The sequence below is a fragment of the Leclercia sp. UBA1284 genome, assembly GCF_002308415.1.
GTDB classification, from domain to species: Bacteria; Pseudomonadota; Gammaproteobacteria; order Enterobacterales; family Enterobacteriaceae; genus Enterobacter; species Enterobacter pneumoniae.
On the sequence record NZ_DBUS01000007.1, the window covers coordinates 366,324 to 380,266 of the forward strand.

Below are 13,943 nucleotides of genomic sequence, written 5' to 3' on the forward strand. Positions count from 1 at the left end.
GGTATTAAAGGGCGACCGGGAACAGCCAGCCCAACAGCATCGCACCAAGGATGGCGCCGCCGGTAATCGGCTTCTGCCAGATGTAAAACAGCAGTGCGCCCAGCAGTGAACCCACGCCGATCGGAATGGAGGCGGTCATGGCGCTGAGGATGATCAAGGGGCCGAGGAAGCGGCCGGAGGCGTTACCCGCGCCCATCATTACGTCTGCGCCGTAGGTGGAGTTGCTCTGGTTGATGGTGAACTTACGCGCCAGAATGATGACGTAGCCAATCGCCAGGCCAATCACCAGACCGGTTATCAGGGCGGCGATAAAGTTGGTCACCGGGAACATAATCCCCGCGCCCAGCAGCAGCGCCGGTACACCCAGGCCTACGCCGGTCTGGATCGCCCCGCCGATATCCAGAATACCGACCAGCGACCCTTCAATGATGCGCGCGAACAGGAAGCTGGCGCCGAACGCGGCAACCGCGCCGTACACGCCGGTATCCATTCCCGCTTTCAGCATCGCCACAAAGGCCACTTCGTTAAAGGCGCCGATGCCGTACAGGTAGTACATGTGCGTCCCGGCGAAGACGCCGGAGGAGAGCAGGCCAACAAAGATGGGGAACGACCAGTCGGCATACCAAAAACCTTTATTCTGTTCCATTTAGAGGCTCCTGTTATTTACCGCTGAGCGAGTTGTGGATCATGTCGAGCCAGTTCGGCACGGTCAGATGGAAGGATTCGATCATCTTCATGTCGAAGCCGCGGAAGAAGCCGCTCAGCACGAACAGCAGAACGATAGCCACCATCATCACTTTGGTGACGTGGTTCCAGCCGCTCTCTTCCACGCCTTTACCAATCAGGATACCCAGCACCAGACCCGGTACGGCGTTACCCATGATCAGCTGCGCCGCGCCGCCAAACACGGTGGCCCAGAAGCCCGATTTTTTACCCGCGTCGATGGCCGCCAGCCAGAAGATCACCGGCATCACGGTATTCACCAGCAGGTTGGCCGCAGGGACCAGCACCTTCACGGCGGTGACCTGAAGCGCGGCGGGAACGGAAGAGGCGGTAAGGTTAAGGAAGGTCACGACGAGCATGCCGATCACGCCGCAGGCAATCGCCATTTTGCGTGGGTCGTGCAGCGTCTCGCCGACGTTACGGTTTTTGATCATCAGCGCAGCCGCGCCCCAGTTCGGGATGATGCGATGGTCAACGTCCTGCGTGAAGGAGCCTGCTGCGACGGAAGAGGCCCAGGCGTTAAAGAAGAAGCCTAACCCAAAGGAGAAGTGAGACGCCGGATCTCCTTCACAGGAGTTCAGTTCCCCCAACGTACGAAACGCGCCCATACCCTGTGTGGTAGGCGCATGAAACATGCGTGCAGCCCCGGCGCCTACGCCGACGCCAACCAGGCCGCCGATGATGAGCGATTTTATTAAAATTATCAGGAACATTAGTCTGCCCTATTAGTAAGAATCAGCGTTGCGTGACAAAGTCCACCTGGTCCAGATTGATGGCAGTCACGTTGACGGTCACATCCAGCTCCACGCTGTAGGTGCGTCTTTCCCGGCGCAGAAAGAAGAACAGAAACGCCTCTTTCCGCACCGCTTCTTGCGCCTGAACAACCTGCACGTCCTGTGGCTCAATACGCAGTAAGATATGCGGCGATGCTTTCATCACCGCGGCCTGAACCTGGTTCAGCGCGTCGGCAAAGGCGCGCGCTTTGGCCTCGCCCTTGCCTTTCACTCTCACCGTGGTGGTGAATTGCTCTTTCATGTTTATGCGCCGTGCTTCTTCTGCCACGCCTGAACCAGACGCTCGCCCAGCTCTTCTTTATCCATAAAGCCAAAGCCCAGTACGTTGCAGCCTTCGTTGATGGCGGTCACGCCCTCTTCCACGGAACGCATGCCGTATTTCGCTTTGTAGCCATATTTGGTCTGCGCGGTGATCGCACCTGCGCCGCCGCTGCCGCAGAAAGAGATCCCGAAGGTCGCGTTTTCCGCTTTCATGACGTCGCCCAGCTTCATATCCGCCGCAACGCCCGGCACAACCACTGCACGACCGCCCGCTTTCTCTACACCTGCCGCCACTTTCTGGCCTTTACCCAGACGATCGCCAATAACCACAGTAATTTGTTCCATTGTGTTGCTCCTTAAAGGTTGTCTTTCGCGACTTCGAAGTGAACGGAGAGCAGCCAGGCCTCTTCATCAGGAAGGTTGCCAAACTGCGCTACCACTTCACGGGCAAGCCGCATTGAATCAGGTGAAATTTCATCAAACAGGTCCGCTTCGACCTCCGGCAAAGGTTCGCCGGTCACTGACCGGTGCGCCATGGCGCGAACGTGGGAGGTCAGCATCTGCTTTTGCACGTCATTGGGGATGATGGTGTGGCGGCCAAGCAGGGCAAAAACCTGCTCTAGCATGGTGTCAGCGAGCTGTTCAGTTTTCGCTGCCTGGTCCTCAACGTCGTTCATTACCGCTCCGTTTATCACTCGTCTTATCCCGTTAATGGCTCTGGAATAAAACTAACGTTGCAGGTGGAGAGTTTGTAGCGAGTTGTTTTCCACTTCGAAGTGGAAAGGCGGGCGGCACCAGTGATCTGTGCCACAGAAATGGGTGAAATGGAGATAAAACCCGGGTTTTACGTGATGTGCATCACGCTATTCAGCGGGAGATAACGGGAAGCGAAGTGGAAAAGTTTACGAGCAGCCTCGTAGAAATGTGACGCAGATAAGGTTTTCTTATGGGGATGGGATAGAGTGGCTGCGGGTGCTTGAGACTGACCGTCTCAGGCAAGAGACGGAAAGTGGAAAGCCCCGCCTGACATAAAATCAGGGCGAGGGCCCGAAACATTACGTCTAACCACGTGACGTTTGCTACCTCGCCCGCATAAAAGCAAGGAGGCATCCATGAAACGCAGAGACCCCATTATCAGGGCTCTGATGATTATTTCTTTGACAATAATCATCTTAACACTGGCAACGAGGAAAACACTGTGCGAGATCGGTTTTCGTAACGGATCTTTCGAAGTGGTAGCGCGACTGGATTGTCGCTCCGGTAAGTAAGGAGCAAGCATGCGGAGGCGTTTCGCGCGCCTCCGCACACGGGGAGAAGACGTACAGCTCAGGCACCCATTTAACGGAATTTTTTGTGGTTCTCATTGCGGGTGGCAGCAAACGCATCCGCAGCGGCCCGCGCCTCTTTCACTTTGCCTTCGTTAGCCAGTTTCAGTGCACCATCGATCTGACCGACCAGCGTCTCAAGACCCTGACGGTAATCTTTCATCTCTGCGCTATCGGGAGCTTTGTCTTCCAGCTTTGGCGGTGTCGCTTTCTGCGAATCGACCGCGGCGGCGCGCATCTTCGTTAATGCGGCTTTCATTTCATCCGCATTATCGGTTTTTTGCACCACTTTCAGATTTTCAGCGAGGGTATCCATGTTGTCTTCCAGATCGGCTGCGAAGACAGATGAACTCAACACCAGCGATGATGCCGCCAGGATAGCTAACAGGTTTTTACGCATTGCTCACTTCCTTTTTTTTGTTATTAAAAAAGCGCGCCGGGCGCGCTTGTTTTACTCACCAGCAATTTTCATCTCTGGTAACAGTACTGAACCACACTGAATATTGCTGCGTGTTTCGATATCGTTTCCGATCGTGACCATATTGCGCCACATATCTTTTAGATTTCCGGCGATGGTAATTTCGCTCACCGGGTACTGAATCTCGCCATTTTCTACCCAGAAACCGGCCGCGCCACGGGAGTAATCACCGGTAATACCGCTGACGCCCTGCCCCATCAGCTCGGTGACCACCAGCCCGGTGCCCATCTCTTTCAGCATCTGCTCGAAGCTCAGCCCCTGCCCTTCTATGCGCCAGTTATGAATGCCGCCCGCATGGCCGGTGCTTTTCAGCCCGAGTTTACGTGCCGAGTAGCTGGTGAGCAGCCACTGGGTGAGAATCCCCTCTTTGATGATATCGCGGCGTTCTGTGCGTACCCCTTCACTGTCGAACGGCGTTGAGGCCAGTCCTTTCAGCAGGTGTGGATGCTCTTCAATGGTGAGCCACTCCGGCAGGATCTGTTTGCCCAGCGAATCGAGGAGGAAAGTGGATTTGCGGTAGACCGCACCGCCGGCGATCGCCCCCACCAGGTGACCAAACAGACCGGTAGCGACTTCGTTGGCGAAGATCACCGGCGCTTTCATAGTAGAAAGTTTACGCGGCGCCAGGCGAGACAGCGTGCGGCGTGCGCACTCTTCACCGACCCATTCCGGCGTCTGTAAATCGCCAAAAGCCCGGCCAATGGTGTAGGCGTAATCGCGCTCCATGTCGCCGTTCTCTTCGGCAATCACGCAGCTCGACAGGGAGTGACGCGTCGAGCTATAGCCCTGCATCATGCCGTGGCTGTTGCCGAAAACTTTAATGCCGTAGTGGCTGTTAAAGCTGCCGCCTTCAGTATTGGTGATGCGTTTATCGGCTTTCAGCGAGGCCTGTTCGGCGCGGGCTGCCAGTTCGATCGCTTCGTCCGGCGAGATTTCTGCCGGGTGGAAGAGATCGAGATCCGGTGCATCAAAGGCCAGTAACTCTTTATCCGCGACGCCGGCGAAAGGATCCGGCGAAGTGTAGCGGGCAATATCCAGCGCTGCCTGTACGGTACGGGCGATGGCGTCCGGACTCAGGTCGGTAGAGGAGGCGCTGCCTTTGCGGTTTTGATGATAAACGGTGATGCCCAGCGCACCATCACTATTAAATTCAACGTTTTCCACTTCACCATAGCGGGTGCTTACGCTGATGCCGGTGGTTTTGCTGACGGCGACTTCTGCCCCGTCGGATTTCCCTGAAGCCAGCTCCAGCGCCGTGGATACTGCGTCTTCCAGTGCTTTACGCTGCGCTGCAACTTGTGAGATCACTTTCATCGTAAATGCCATAATGTAAGGTGTAGTTAGCTGAAGTCTAACAGAGAACCGTTTCTCAGTACGCGTCTTAACTGGTAACATTAGCCTCTTTTTTTAAGGAGCCTGACATGACTAAGCAGCCCGACGACTGGCTCGACGACGTTCCCGGTGATGACATCGAAGACGAAGATGATGAGATCATCTGGGTCAGTAAAAGTGAAATTAAACGCGACGCCGAAGAGTTAAAACAGCTTGGCGCAGAAATGGTTGATCTGGGTAAGAACGCGCTGGATAAGATCCCGCTCGACCCGGACCTGCGTGCCGCCATTGAACTGGCACAAAAAATCAAAAAAGAAGGCCGTCGCCGCCAGCTGCAGCTGATTGGCAAAATGTTGCGCCAGCGCGACGTTGATCCTATCCGCCAGGCTCTTGATAAGCTGAAAAACCGCCACAACCAGCAGGTTGCCCTGTTCCATAAACTGGAGCAGATCCGCGATCGTTTGATTGAACAAGGTGATGACGCGGTACCGGAAGTTCTGAACCTGTGGCCGGAGGCGGATCGCCAGCAGTTGCGCTCGCTAATCCGTAACGCGAAGAAAGAGAAAGAAGGGAATAAGCCGCCGAAGTCTGCGCGTCTGATTTTCCAGTATCTGCGCGAGCTGGCCGAAAACGAAGAGTGATAAGCATTAAAGCGGTGCAGGCGTTTCCTGTACCGCTTTATTCACTGACTTAACGCATTTTTCCAATGCTGATATACCCAAAAATACAGAGATGAATTCAGATGTCTGAGTAGAATTCATCGTTGAAAGCCGCCAATAAAATCATCCTCTCTCCCTCTCGTCTAAATAATTTAAAAGAGTCAGCCTTAATATTTTAAAAAACACATCTGCCAAACTTCGGGAAATAGCGACGGTCAGCGCTGCTGCAGAATAAATCCCTGACTTTTTTTAAAAGACCCAGACAACTTTTTTCATATATGGTTTATTGACAGGAAAATTAACGGAAGGATGAGAATGACCAGTAGTGTTTATAACCTCTTGCCTTACCATATAAAATAATATTAGTGCGCGTTATCCTTCCATAAAAATATTCTGCAGGCAATATAAACATAAGAACTCTTCATATAAATCCTGCACCACTATGCTTCATATTCATATTTCATACGTGAAATAAAATCACACACCTTCTCATCATGTTCATTCGTTGCTACCATTTTTCGGCAGATTACGGGGTTTATTAAAAGACGCTCTGTAATTTGTGTTTTACTCAGGATGAAATAAATTATCAATGGAGATTAAAAATGCGTGAACTTAACGTTATGGAAATGCAGGTCGTCAGTGCTGCCGCAGGTGAATTAACCGCTGACCAGCGTTTCGAAGGGGCTGTCTGGGGGTTTTTTGACGGTATTTCCACCGGCGTGGCAGTAGGCGGCAAGGTCAGCGGTGCGGGTGGATTAGTCATAGGCGGTATCAACCAGGCCGTCAGTGCAGTCATTGGTGTCGTCTGCGGCGCACTGTTTGGCGTAGTCGGTGGATTTATGGTGGGTCGCGAAGCTATCGCTGAGACCTGGCATGACTATCGCGCGACCTTTGGGCCGGCGAGTCAGGCATTCGGTACTATATAAGCGCGTCTAGTGTTTCAGTGCACGGGGTCATCCCCGTGCATTTGGTTATCGTTGCTAAGATAAATGTCTAAATTAATATAAATTTTTCCACTTCATATTCATATTTCATTTGTGAAGCAATACCTACTCTCTTCTCATTCCTTGTAGTAGTTGTTAATCTTTTTGCCGCAAATTACCGGGTCCACTAAAAATGCTTTGTAATTTGTTTTTTACTCAGGAATAAATCAATTATTAATGGAGATCGAAAATGCGTGAACTTAATATTATGGAAATGCAGGTCGTCAGCGCCGCCGCGGCTGCATTAACCGCTGAACAGCGTTTCGAAGGGGCTGTCTGGGGTATTTTTGACGGCATTTCCACTGGCGTGGCCGTTGGCGGAAAAGTCAGTGGTGCCGGCGGATTAGTTGTGGGTGGCATCAACCAGGCGGTAACCGCGGTCATTGGTGTTGTCTGCGGCGCACTGTTTGGCGTTGTAGGTGGATTTATGATGGGCCGTGATGTTATTGCGGAAACGCTGCATGACTATCGCGCGACCTTTGGTCCGGCGGGTCAGGCATTTGGCTCAATTTAAGTCATTTATGATGACCCTGCCTGAGGCAGGGTCATTTTTACCGTGACTTACTCAGCGGACGCCTTCTTCGCCAGCCCGTCCAGCAGCTTCTGATGGATCCCACCGAACCCGCCGTTGCTCATCACCAGAATGTGATCGCCCGGCTGCGCGGTTTTCACCACCATCTCTGCCAGGGTATCCACATCCGCGCTCCAGTGCGCCGGCTGAATGCAGGCCTCGGCCACTTCCGCGACCTGCCACGGAATATGCTGCGGCTGCAACAGGAACACCTCATCGGCGCGGCCTAACGACGGCGCGAGATCGTCTTTGCAGATCCCCATCTTCATGGTGTTAGAGCGAGGCTCCAGCACCGCCAGAATACGCGCGGTACCGCCAACCTTGCCGCGCAGGGCTGCCAGTGTCGCCAGGATCGCGGTTGGGTGATGCGCGAAATCGTCATAGACCGTCACGCCATTGGCTTCGCCGCGCAATTCAAGGCGACGACGGGCATTCACGAAGGAACCCAGCGCGTTCGCCGCATCCGCAGGCAGCACACCCACGTGGCGGGAGGCGGCAATCGCCATCAGGCCATTGTGCATGTTGTGTTCGCCAACCAGGCCCCACTTCACTGCGCCCACTTTTTCACCGTCGAGCAGCACTTCCCACTCGGAGGCGTCGGTGGTCAGCTTTTTCGCCTGCCATTTGCCCTGCTCGCCCACCAGCTCTTGCTCGCTCCAACAGCCCATCGCCAGCGTCTGCTTCAGGTTGATATCGCTCTCCGGCGAGATGATACGTCCCTGCCCCGGCACGATGCGCACCAGATGGTGGAACTGCTTCTGAATTGCTTTCAGGTCGTCGAAAATATCCGCGTGATCGAACTCAAGGTTATTGAGGATCAGGGTACGCGGGCAGTAGTGAACAAACTTGGAGCGCTTATCAAAGAACGCGCAGTCATATTCATCCGCTTCGATCACAAAGAACGGGCTCTCGCCCAGGCGGGCAGAAACGTCGAAATTACCCGGCACACCGCCGATCACAAAGCCGGGCTTGTAGCCGCAGGCTTCCAGAATCCAGGTCGCCATCCCGGCGGTGGTGGTTTTGCCATGTGTACCGGCAACGGCCACTACCCAGCGATCGCGCAGCACGAAGTCGTGTAGCCATTGCGGCCCTGACATGTAAGGAATGTTGCGTTCCAGCACGGCTTCAACGCAGGGGTTACCGCGCGTCATGGCATTACCAATGATCACCAGATCCGGCTGAGGATCGAGCTGGCTGGCATCATAGCCCTGAATGAGATCAATGCCCTGCTTCTCCAGAAGCGTGCTCATCGGCGGATACACATTGGCGTCCGAACCCGTCACTTCATGGCCAAGCGAGCGCGCCAGCATGGCCAGTCCGCCCATGAAAGTGCCACAAATCCCCAATATATGAATGCGCATACGTCACTATCCTTCTTCAATGTGGCGCACATTTTACTCATATGTCTAACAGGTGAGAAACGCATTTCAGGTAAATCTGTAATTTGCTGGCGCGATTCACCTCTGCGCTACTATTTGAATATTTGTTAAGATTGTTGGAGTTTTACCGCTTTATTATCATCCGATCGCTTTACTCAACATACGATGCAGGGAAAGTGTTATGAAAACGTTAGGTGAATTTATTGTCGAAAAGCAGCACGAGTTCTCTCATGCTACTGGTGAGCTCACTGCTTTGTTGTCGGCAATAAAGCTGGGCGCCAAGATCATCCATCGCGATATCAACAAGGCCGGTCTGGTCGATATCCTGGGTGCCAGCGGTGCTGAAAACGTTCAGGGCGAGGTTCAACAGAAACTTGATCTGTTCGCGAACGAAAAACTGAAAGCTGCACTGCGCGCGCGCGACATCGTGGCGGGTATCGCCTCTGAAGAAGAAGACGAGATTGTGGTCTTCGAAGGGTGTGAACACGCAAAATATGTCGTGCTGATGGATCCGCTGGATGGTTCCTCCAACATCGACGTTAACGTCTCCGTCGGGACGATCTTCTCTATTTATCGTCGCGTGACCCCGGTAGGCACTCCGGTCACCGAAGAGGATTTCCTGCAGCCGGGCAATCGCCAGGTGGCCGCAGGCTATGTGGTTTACGGCTCCTCCACCATGCTGGTCTACACCACCGGCTGCGGTGTGCACGCCTTTACCTACGACCCGTCTCTGGGCGTGTTCTGTCTCTGCCAGGAGCGTATGCGCTTCCCGCAGAAAGGCAGCACCTACTCCATCAACGAAGGGAACTACATTAAATTCCCGAACGGCGTGAAGAAGTACATTAAGTTCTGCCAGGAAGAGGATAAAGCGACGCAGCGTCCTTATACCTCGCGCTATATCGGTTCTCTGGTGGCGGATTTCCACCGCAACCTGCTGAAGGGCGGGATTTACCTCTACCCAAGCACTGCCAGCCATCCGGAAGGGAAACTGCGTCTGCTGTATGAGTGCAACCCGATGGCCTTCCTCGCAGAGCAGGCGGGCGGTAAGGCCAGCGATGGCAAAGAGCGTATTCTGGATATTCAACCCGAGAGTCTGCACCAGCGTCGCTCGTTCTTCGTGGGTAATGACCATATGGTTGACGATGTTGAACGCTTTATTCGGGAATTCCCGGACGCGTAACGCAGAATGTTAAAAGGGGCGACAGCCCCTTTATTTGTCAGCACCCCGCGCGATTTCTTTCGCACGCAATAAACAGATACTTCTTTGATTACCCTGCAAAAAGAAACACAACGCGCTTTGCGTTGAGTGAATTCTTCACGCTGATTTATATTTTAACGAGTATAAATACATATAAAAATCTCGCTATTATTACGGGTAACTTCCCCGCATTATTGCCCCGGTAAATACGCTTTGTTGGAACCGGCTGCTAATGAAAAATCTCTCACGCTCATCGACAGGTATCGATCTGAATTTAATTCCTGTTTTTATCGAAGTGGTTCGCTGCGGCAGCCTGGCGAAGGCCTCATTACGGTTAAAAATGTCCCGCCCTGCGGTAAGCCTGGCATTAAAACGGTTTGGCTTGCTGTTTAGCGAGCCGCTGTTCACGCGCAAAGGGCTGTTTCTGGAACCGACCGCGGAAGCGCTGCGCCTGACCAACGAACTGGAGAAATTGCTAAGCCTGATTCATCAGAATCTGGCGGGGGAAGTGGCAACTGTAGAGGGTGTCCCGCCGCCTGTCGCGGCGGAACGCCTGCGCACTATGCCTGCTGCATCGACAGTTTAAAGGATGACATCGCTTCGATAAGTTCGCGGGACTGCTCTTCCAGCGAACGCGTCGCCGCAGAGGATTGCTGCACCAGCGCCGCATTTTGTTGTGCGGTTTCATCCATCTGGCTAACGGCAATATTGACCTGCTCAATGCCCCGGCTCTGCTCCTGCGAAGCACTGGCGATTTCGCGCATCAGCTTTGTCATTCGCATCACTTCGTTGGCAATCTCATCCATGGTCTCGCCCGCCTGCTGCGCCAGCTCGCTGCCCTCGCTCACGTGTGACTGAGAATCACTAATAAGCAAGCGGATCTCTTTGGCGGCATCGGCGCTACGGCTCGCCAGGTTGCGTACTTCCCCCGCCACAACCGCAAAGCCCCGACCCTGCTCACCCGCGCGAGCCGCTTCCACCGAGGCGTTCAGCGCCAGGATATTGGTCTGGAATGCGATACCGTCAATAACGCTAAGAATATCGGCGATACGGTCAGAACTGCCGGCGATATCGCGCATCTTCTCAATTACATAACAGACCATCTCACTACCGCGGTCAGCGGTATCGGAGACGGTCTGCGCCAGCTGGTGGGCCTGATCGGCATTATCGGCGTTTTGCCGCACCGTGGCGGTGATCTCTTCCATACTGGCTGCCGTCTGCTCGAGCGAGGTCGCGGTTGATTCCGTGCGCTGGGCCAGGTGGTTGTTGCCCGCAGTCAGTTCGCGGCTGCCGGTATCAATCTGCGCACTGGCATCGCGCACCCGCAGTACCGACTCCATCAGGGACTGACGCATTATTTCGATGGCAGTATTCAGGCGGTTAATCTCCTGGCTGGCCGGGGCATTCAGGGCGTGGGTCAGATCGCCTGCCGCCACATGCTCCAGTTGGGCAATTGAGCTGGAGAGGGGTTTCAGCAGCATATGACGCAATGCCAGCCAGGCCAGCACGATAATACCCGCCGTCAGCAGCGCGGCTACGATGATGAGGATCATCACCCGATTTTTACTGGCCTGCACCGCCGCCACTTCAGCATTGCCGCGGGTTTCGCTCCAGGCCTGAAAAGCCTGCATGTCGTTATTAAACTGACGCGCCACCGGTACCAGACTGTTTTCCAGCAGATCGTAGTAAGCATCGGCGCTCTGCTCATTCAGCGCAGCCTGCATCGGGGCGATCCCCTTCTCTTGATAGGCGGCAAAGCTCACTGCAACGCGCTTTAATAGCGCGTCACCCTGCGGATCGGTCACGCCACCGTCGATCACGGCTTTTAATGTTTTCTGTGCCTGGGCGAATTCGGCGTTGATGTTTTTCACCGATTTGGCGGCATCATCCAGCAACCCCACCTCCATCATGCGAACCGCCTGACCCGCTTCGTTGCGCGCGCGCAGGATCAGGGTGTAGCCCGCGTTCAGCTGGACTAGCTGTTCACCCTGTAGGTGGTTGATGCGCTGCAAAGAGGAGGAACTCTGTGTGAGGGCATAAATGCCAATACCGCTGACAAGCAGCAGCAGAAGGGTCATAACGGCCAGTAACGAAAGCAAGCCGGTACGAATCGATAGCGTTTTAAGCATGATGTTATTTCCGGTAGCGAGATATATCTGGACAGAAAGAAAGGTTATCGGCCGCTACCGGAAAAAGTTTATACTTTGCGCAAATTCAGCAGGTTACTGCCTGGCTCCTGGGGTGCCCACCCGGGTCACCGGTGAGCTCTGGCGGTTCTCCCAGAGTACGGTCAGGCCACGCTGCAGAGCGATAAAGACAAACAGCAGAATGCCAATCGCAATCTTGGTCCACCACGAACTCAGGGTGCCGTCGAAGTTGATATAGGTCTGGATCAGCCCCTGGATTGCCACGCCAAACAGCGTCCCCAGTACCGTCCCGACACCGCCGCTCAACAGCGTACCGCCGATAACGACAGAGGCGATAGCGTCCAGCTCCACCCCAACCCCCGCCAGCGCGTAGCCCGCCTGGGTATAAATGGAGAAGACGATCCCCGCCAGCGTCGCCAGCCCGGTAGAGAGCATATAGATACGAATGGTGGTGCTACGGGTGGAGATCCCCATCAGGTTGGCTGAGGTCGCGCTACCGCCAATGGCATAAACTTCGTTACCAAAGCGGGTACGGTGCGCGAGGAAGATCCCGATCACCACCACCCCCAGCATCACCAGGCCCAGAATGCTGAGCCGTCCGCCGCCGGGGATTTTCCACGCCAGGCTGGAGAGAGTGTCATAGATCGGGTGGTTAATGGGAATCGACTCTTCAGAGACCAGATAACTGACACCGCGCAGGAAGAACATCCCCGCCAGGGTGATGATAAAGGCCGGGATCTTCAGGGCGTCGATCAGCAGCCCCATAAAAGCGCCGAAGGCACAGCCCATGATCAGCACCAGTGGGAACGCCAGCAGCGGTGAGATCCCCCAGAAGCCGATCGCCTTAGCGAGAAAAACGCCGGTGAAGGCGATCACCGAGCCGACCGAAAGATCAATCCCGCCGGAGAGGATCACAAAGGTCATCCCCACCGCAATAATGCCAAGAAACGCATTATCCGTCAGGATGTTGCAAATGACCCGCGTAGAGGCAAAGCCGGGGAATTGCGTCAGGCAGTAGAGATACCCCAGCACAAAGACGCCGAGGGTGATCATTAGCGGTAAGTTACGTTTTATCATGACCACGCATCCCCTTAATTATACTGATAAAGCGCGGTGACTGGACGATCAGCACGCAGAGCACGACCACCGCTTTCACCACCTGATTGAGCTCCGGCGGGAATCCTGACAGTAGGATCCCGGTGTTCATCCCCTGAATAATCAGTGCACCAATCACCGACAGCAGCAGGTTAAAACGCCCGCCCATCAGCGAGCCGCCGCCGATGACCACCGCCAGAATGGCGTCCAGCTCCAGCCAGAGGCCAGCGTTATTCGCATCGGCGCCGCGTATATCCGCCGCGACAATCACCCCGGCAATGGCTGCACAGACGCCGCTCAGCACGTACGTCAGCATCACCATCAGGCGGGTACTGACCCCGGCGTTTTTTGCGGCGCGAATGTTAATCCCCACCGCTTCGATAAACATGCCGAGGGCCGTTTTGCGGGTGAAGAGCCAGAAGGCGATCAGCGTGACCACCACAATGATCACCGGAGTCGGGAAGAAGAGCAGCGAGCCGCTGCCGATCCAGGCCAGGTTCGGCGCATTAAAGGTGACGATCTGCCCGGAGGTGATCAACTGCGCCACTCCGCGTCCAGCCACCATCAAGATTAAGGTTGCCACGAAGGGCTGGATTTTGAGGATCGCCACCAGCACACCGTTCCATAGTCCTGCCAGCACGCCGGTGCCCAGCGTCACCAGCAGCACCACCGGCAGGCTATGCCCGGCCACAGTCATCGAGGCGGCGGTCGCGCCCGCGATCGCCATCACCGCCCCGACCGACAGGTCAATGCCGCCGGTGGCGATCACCAGCGTCATCCCGATGGCCAGCAGCGCCACCGGCGCGGCGCGGTTTAAAATATCAATCGGGCTGCCGAACAGACGGCCATCCTGCAACACAATCTGAAAGAAATGCGGCGCCACAAGGCTATCGACCACCAATACCAGCAGGAGCGCGATAATTTGCGGCATGCCGGTGGGCCAGGAAAAACGGCGTTTGGGCTGCCCGGTTTGGGGGACTGTACGAGACATCACGCTG

Annotated in this window: 17 protein-coding genes; 6 read left to right on the forward strand and 11 right to left on the reverse strand. The window is 54.9% G+C overall.

Annotation, left to right across the window (positions count from 1 at the left end):
• Positions 1–4: 4 nt before the first annotated feature.
• Genes B3511_RS16470 through B3511_RS16490 form a run of 5 tightly spaced genes read right to left on the reverse strand, consistent with a single transcriptional unit; the run spans position 5 to position 2,473 of the window.
• Entirely contained in the window at positions 5–646 is a 642-nt protein-coding gene (locus B3511_RS16470) for a DUF4310 family protein (protein ID WP_006179056.1), read from the reverse strand.
• Between the two features lie 13 nt (positions 647–659).
• A complete protein-coding gene (locus B3511_RS16475) occupies positions 660–1,436 on the reverse strand; it encodes a DUF4311 domain-containing protein (RefSeq protein ID WP_040077439.1) in 777 nt (258 codons plus the stop codon).
• Between the two features lie 22 nt (positions 1,437–1,458).
• Entirely contained in the window at positions 1,459–1,758 is a 300-nt protein-coding gene (locus B3511_RS16480; RefSeq protein ID WP_046886420.1) for a DUF4312 family protein, read from the reverse strand.
• A gap of 2 nt (positions 1,759–1,760) precedes the next feature.
• On the reverse strand, positions 1,761–2,123 hold the full coding sequence (locus tag B3511_RS16485; RefSeq protein ID WP_002437459.1) for an SFCGS family glycine-rich protein: 363 nt from the start codon (positions 2,121–2,123) through the stop codon (positions 1,761–1,763).
• Between the two features lie 11 nt (positions 2,124–2,134).
• Entirely contained in the window at positions 2,135–2,473 is a 339-nt protein-coding gene (locus B3511_RS16490) for a PRD domain-containing protein (RefSeq protein WP_154298914.1), read from the reverse strand.
• Positions 2,474–2,923: 450 nt separating this feature from the next.
• On the opposite strand from B3511_RS16490, the gene B3511_RS16495 reads away from it, so the two are divergent.
• A complete protein-coding gene (locus B3511_RS16495) occupies positions 2,924–3,046 on the forward strand; it encodes a Hok/Gef family protein (RefSeq protein WP_233803611.1) in 123 nt (40 codons plus the stop codon).
• Between the two features lie 70 nt (positions 3,047–3,116).
• On the opposite strand, the gene cybC is transcribed toward B3511_RS16495, so the two are convergent.
• Together cybC and pmbA are read right to left on the reverse strand one after the other, a co-directional pair.
• On the reverse strand, positions 3,117–3,503 hold the full coding sequence (gene cybC / locus B3511_RS16500) for a cytochrome b562 (RefSeq protein ID WP_040077446.1): 387 nt from the start codon (positions 3,501–3,503) through the stop codon (positions 3,117–3,119).
• 51 nt (positions 3,504–3,554) lie between these two features.
• On the reverse strand, positions 3,555–4,907 hold the full coding sequence (gene pmbA, locus B3511_RS16505) for a metalloprotease PmbA (protein WP_040077447.1): 1,353 nt from the start codon (positions 4,905–4,907) through the stop codon (positions 3,555–3,557).
• A gap of 95 nt (positions 4,908–5,002) precedes the next feature.
• On the opposite strand from pmbA, the gene yjgA reads away from it, so the two are divergent.
• The 3 genes from yjgA (at position 5,003) to B3511_RS16520 (ending at position 7,069) form a co-directional block, all read left to right on the forward strand.
• Positions 5,003–5,554, forward strand: coding sequence for a ribosome biogenesis factor YjgA (gene yjgA / locus B3511_RS16510; RefSeq protein WP_040077448.1), 552 nt, complete (start codon positions 5,003–5,005; stop codon positions 5,552–5,554).
• A 620-nt stretch (positions 5,555–6,174) separates the two neighbouring features.
• The gene (locus tag B3511_RS16515) at positions 6,175–6,498 is read left to right on the forward strand and encodes a hypothetical protein (RefSeq protein ID WP_212478333.1); all 324 of its coding nucleotides are present in this window, start codon (positions 6,175–6,177) and stop codon (positions 6,496–6,498) included.
• A gap of 247 nt (positions 6,499–6,745) precedes the next feature.
• On the forward strand, positions 6,746–7,069 hold the full coding sequence (locus tag B3511_RS16520; RefSeq protein WP_212478334.1) for a hypothetical protein: 324 nt from the start codon (positions 6,746–6,748) through the stop codon (positions 7,067–7,069).
• A 47-nt stretch (positions 7,070–7,116) separates the two neighbouring features.
• Here B3511_RS16520 and mpl read toward each other — a convergent pair whose 3' ends face one another.
• Complete coding sequence (gene mpl / locus B3511_RS16525) at positions 7,117–8,487, reverse strand: UDP-N-acetylmuramate:L-alanyl-gamma-D-glutamyl-meso-diaminopimelate ligase (protein WP_286783824.1); 1,371 nt, start codon at positions 8,485–8,487, stop codon at positions 7,117–7,119.
• Between the two features lie 199 nt (positions 8,488–8,686).
• Between mpl and fbp the strand changes: the two genes are divergently transcribed.
• Together fbp and B3511_RS16535 are read left to right on the forward strand one after the other, a co-directional pair.
• On the forward strand, positions 8,687–9,685 hold the full coding sequence (fbp, locus tag B3511_RS16530) for a class 1 fructose-bisphosphatase (RefSeq protein WP_040077452.1): 999 nt from the start codon (positions 8,687–8,689) through the stop codon (positions 9,683–9,685).
• 250 nt (positions 9,686–9,935) lie between these two features.
• Positions 9,936–10,289 (forward strand): LysR family transcriptional regulator, encoded by a 354-nt coding sequence (locus tag B3511_RS16535; RefSeq protein WP_263617460.1) that lies wholly within the window; start codon positions 9,936–9,938, stop codon positions 10,287–10,289.
• Here the strand turns inward: B3511_RS16535 and B3511_RS16540 are convergent.
• The 3 genes from B3511_RS16540 to ytfT form a co-directional block, all read right to left on the reverse strand.
• The gene (locus tag B3511_RS16540) at positions 10,264–11,832 is read right to left on the reverse strand and encodes a methyl-accepting chemotaxis protein (RefSeq protein ID WP_286783825.1); all 1,569 of its coding nucleotides are present in this window, start codon (positions 11,830–11,832) and stop codon (positions 10,264–10,266) included. The two genes, B3511_RS16535 and B3511_RS16540, sit on opposite strands and share 26 nt — an antisense overlap.
• A gap of 93 nt (positions 11,833–11,925) precedes the next feature.
• Positions 11,926–12,927 (reverse strand): galactofuranose ABC transporter, permease protein YjfF, encoded by a 1,002-nt coding sequence (yjfF, locus tag B3511_RS16545; RefSeq protein ID WP_040077454.1) that lies wholly within the window; start codon positions 12,925–12,927, stop codon positions 11,926–11,928.
• Complete coding sequence (gene ytfT, locus B3511_RS16550; protein ID WP_040077455.1) at positions 12,914–13,936, reverse strand: galactofuranose ABC transporter, ATP-binding protein YtfT; 1,023 nt, start codon at positions 13,934–13,936, stop codon at positions 12,914–12,916. Before ytfT ends, yjfF begins: the two co-directional genes overlap by 14 nt.
• Positions 13,937–13,943 lie beyond the last annotated feature (7 nt).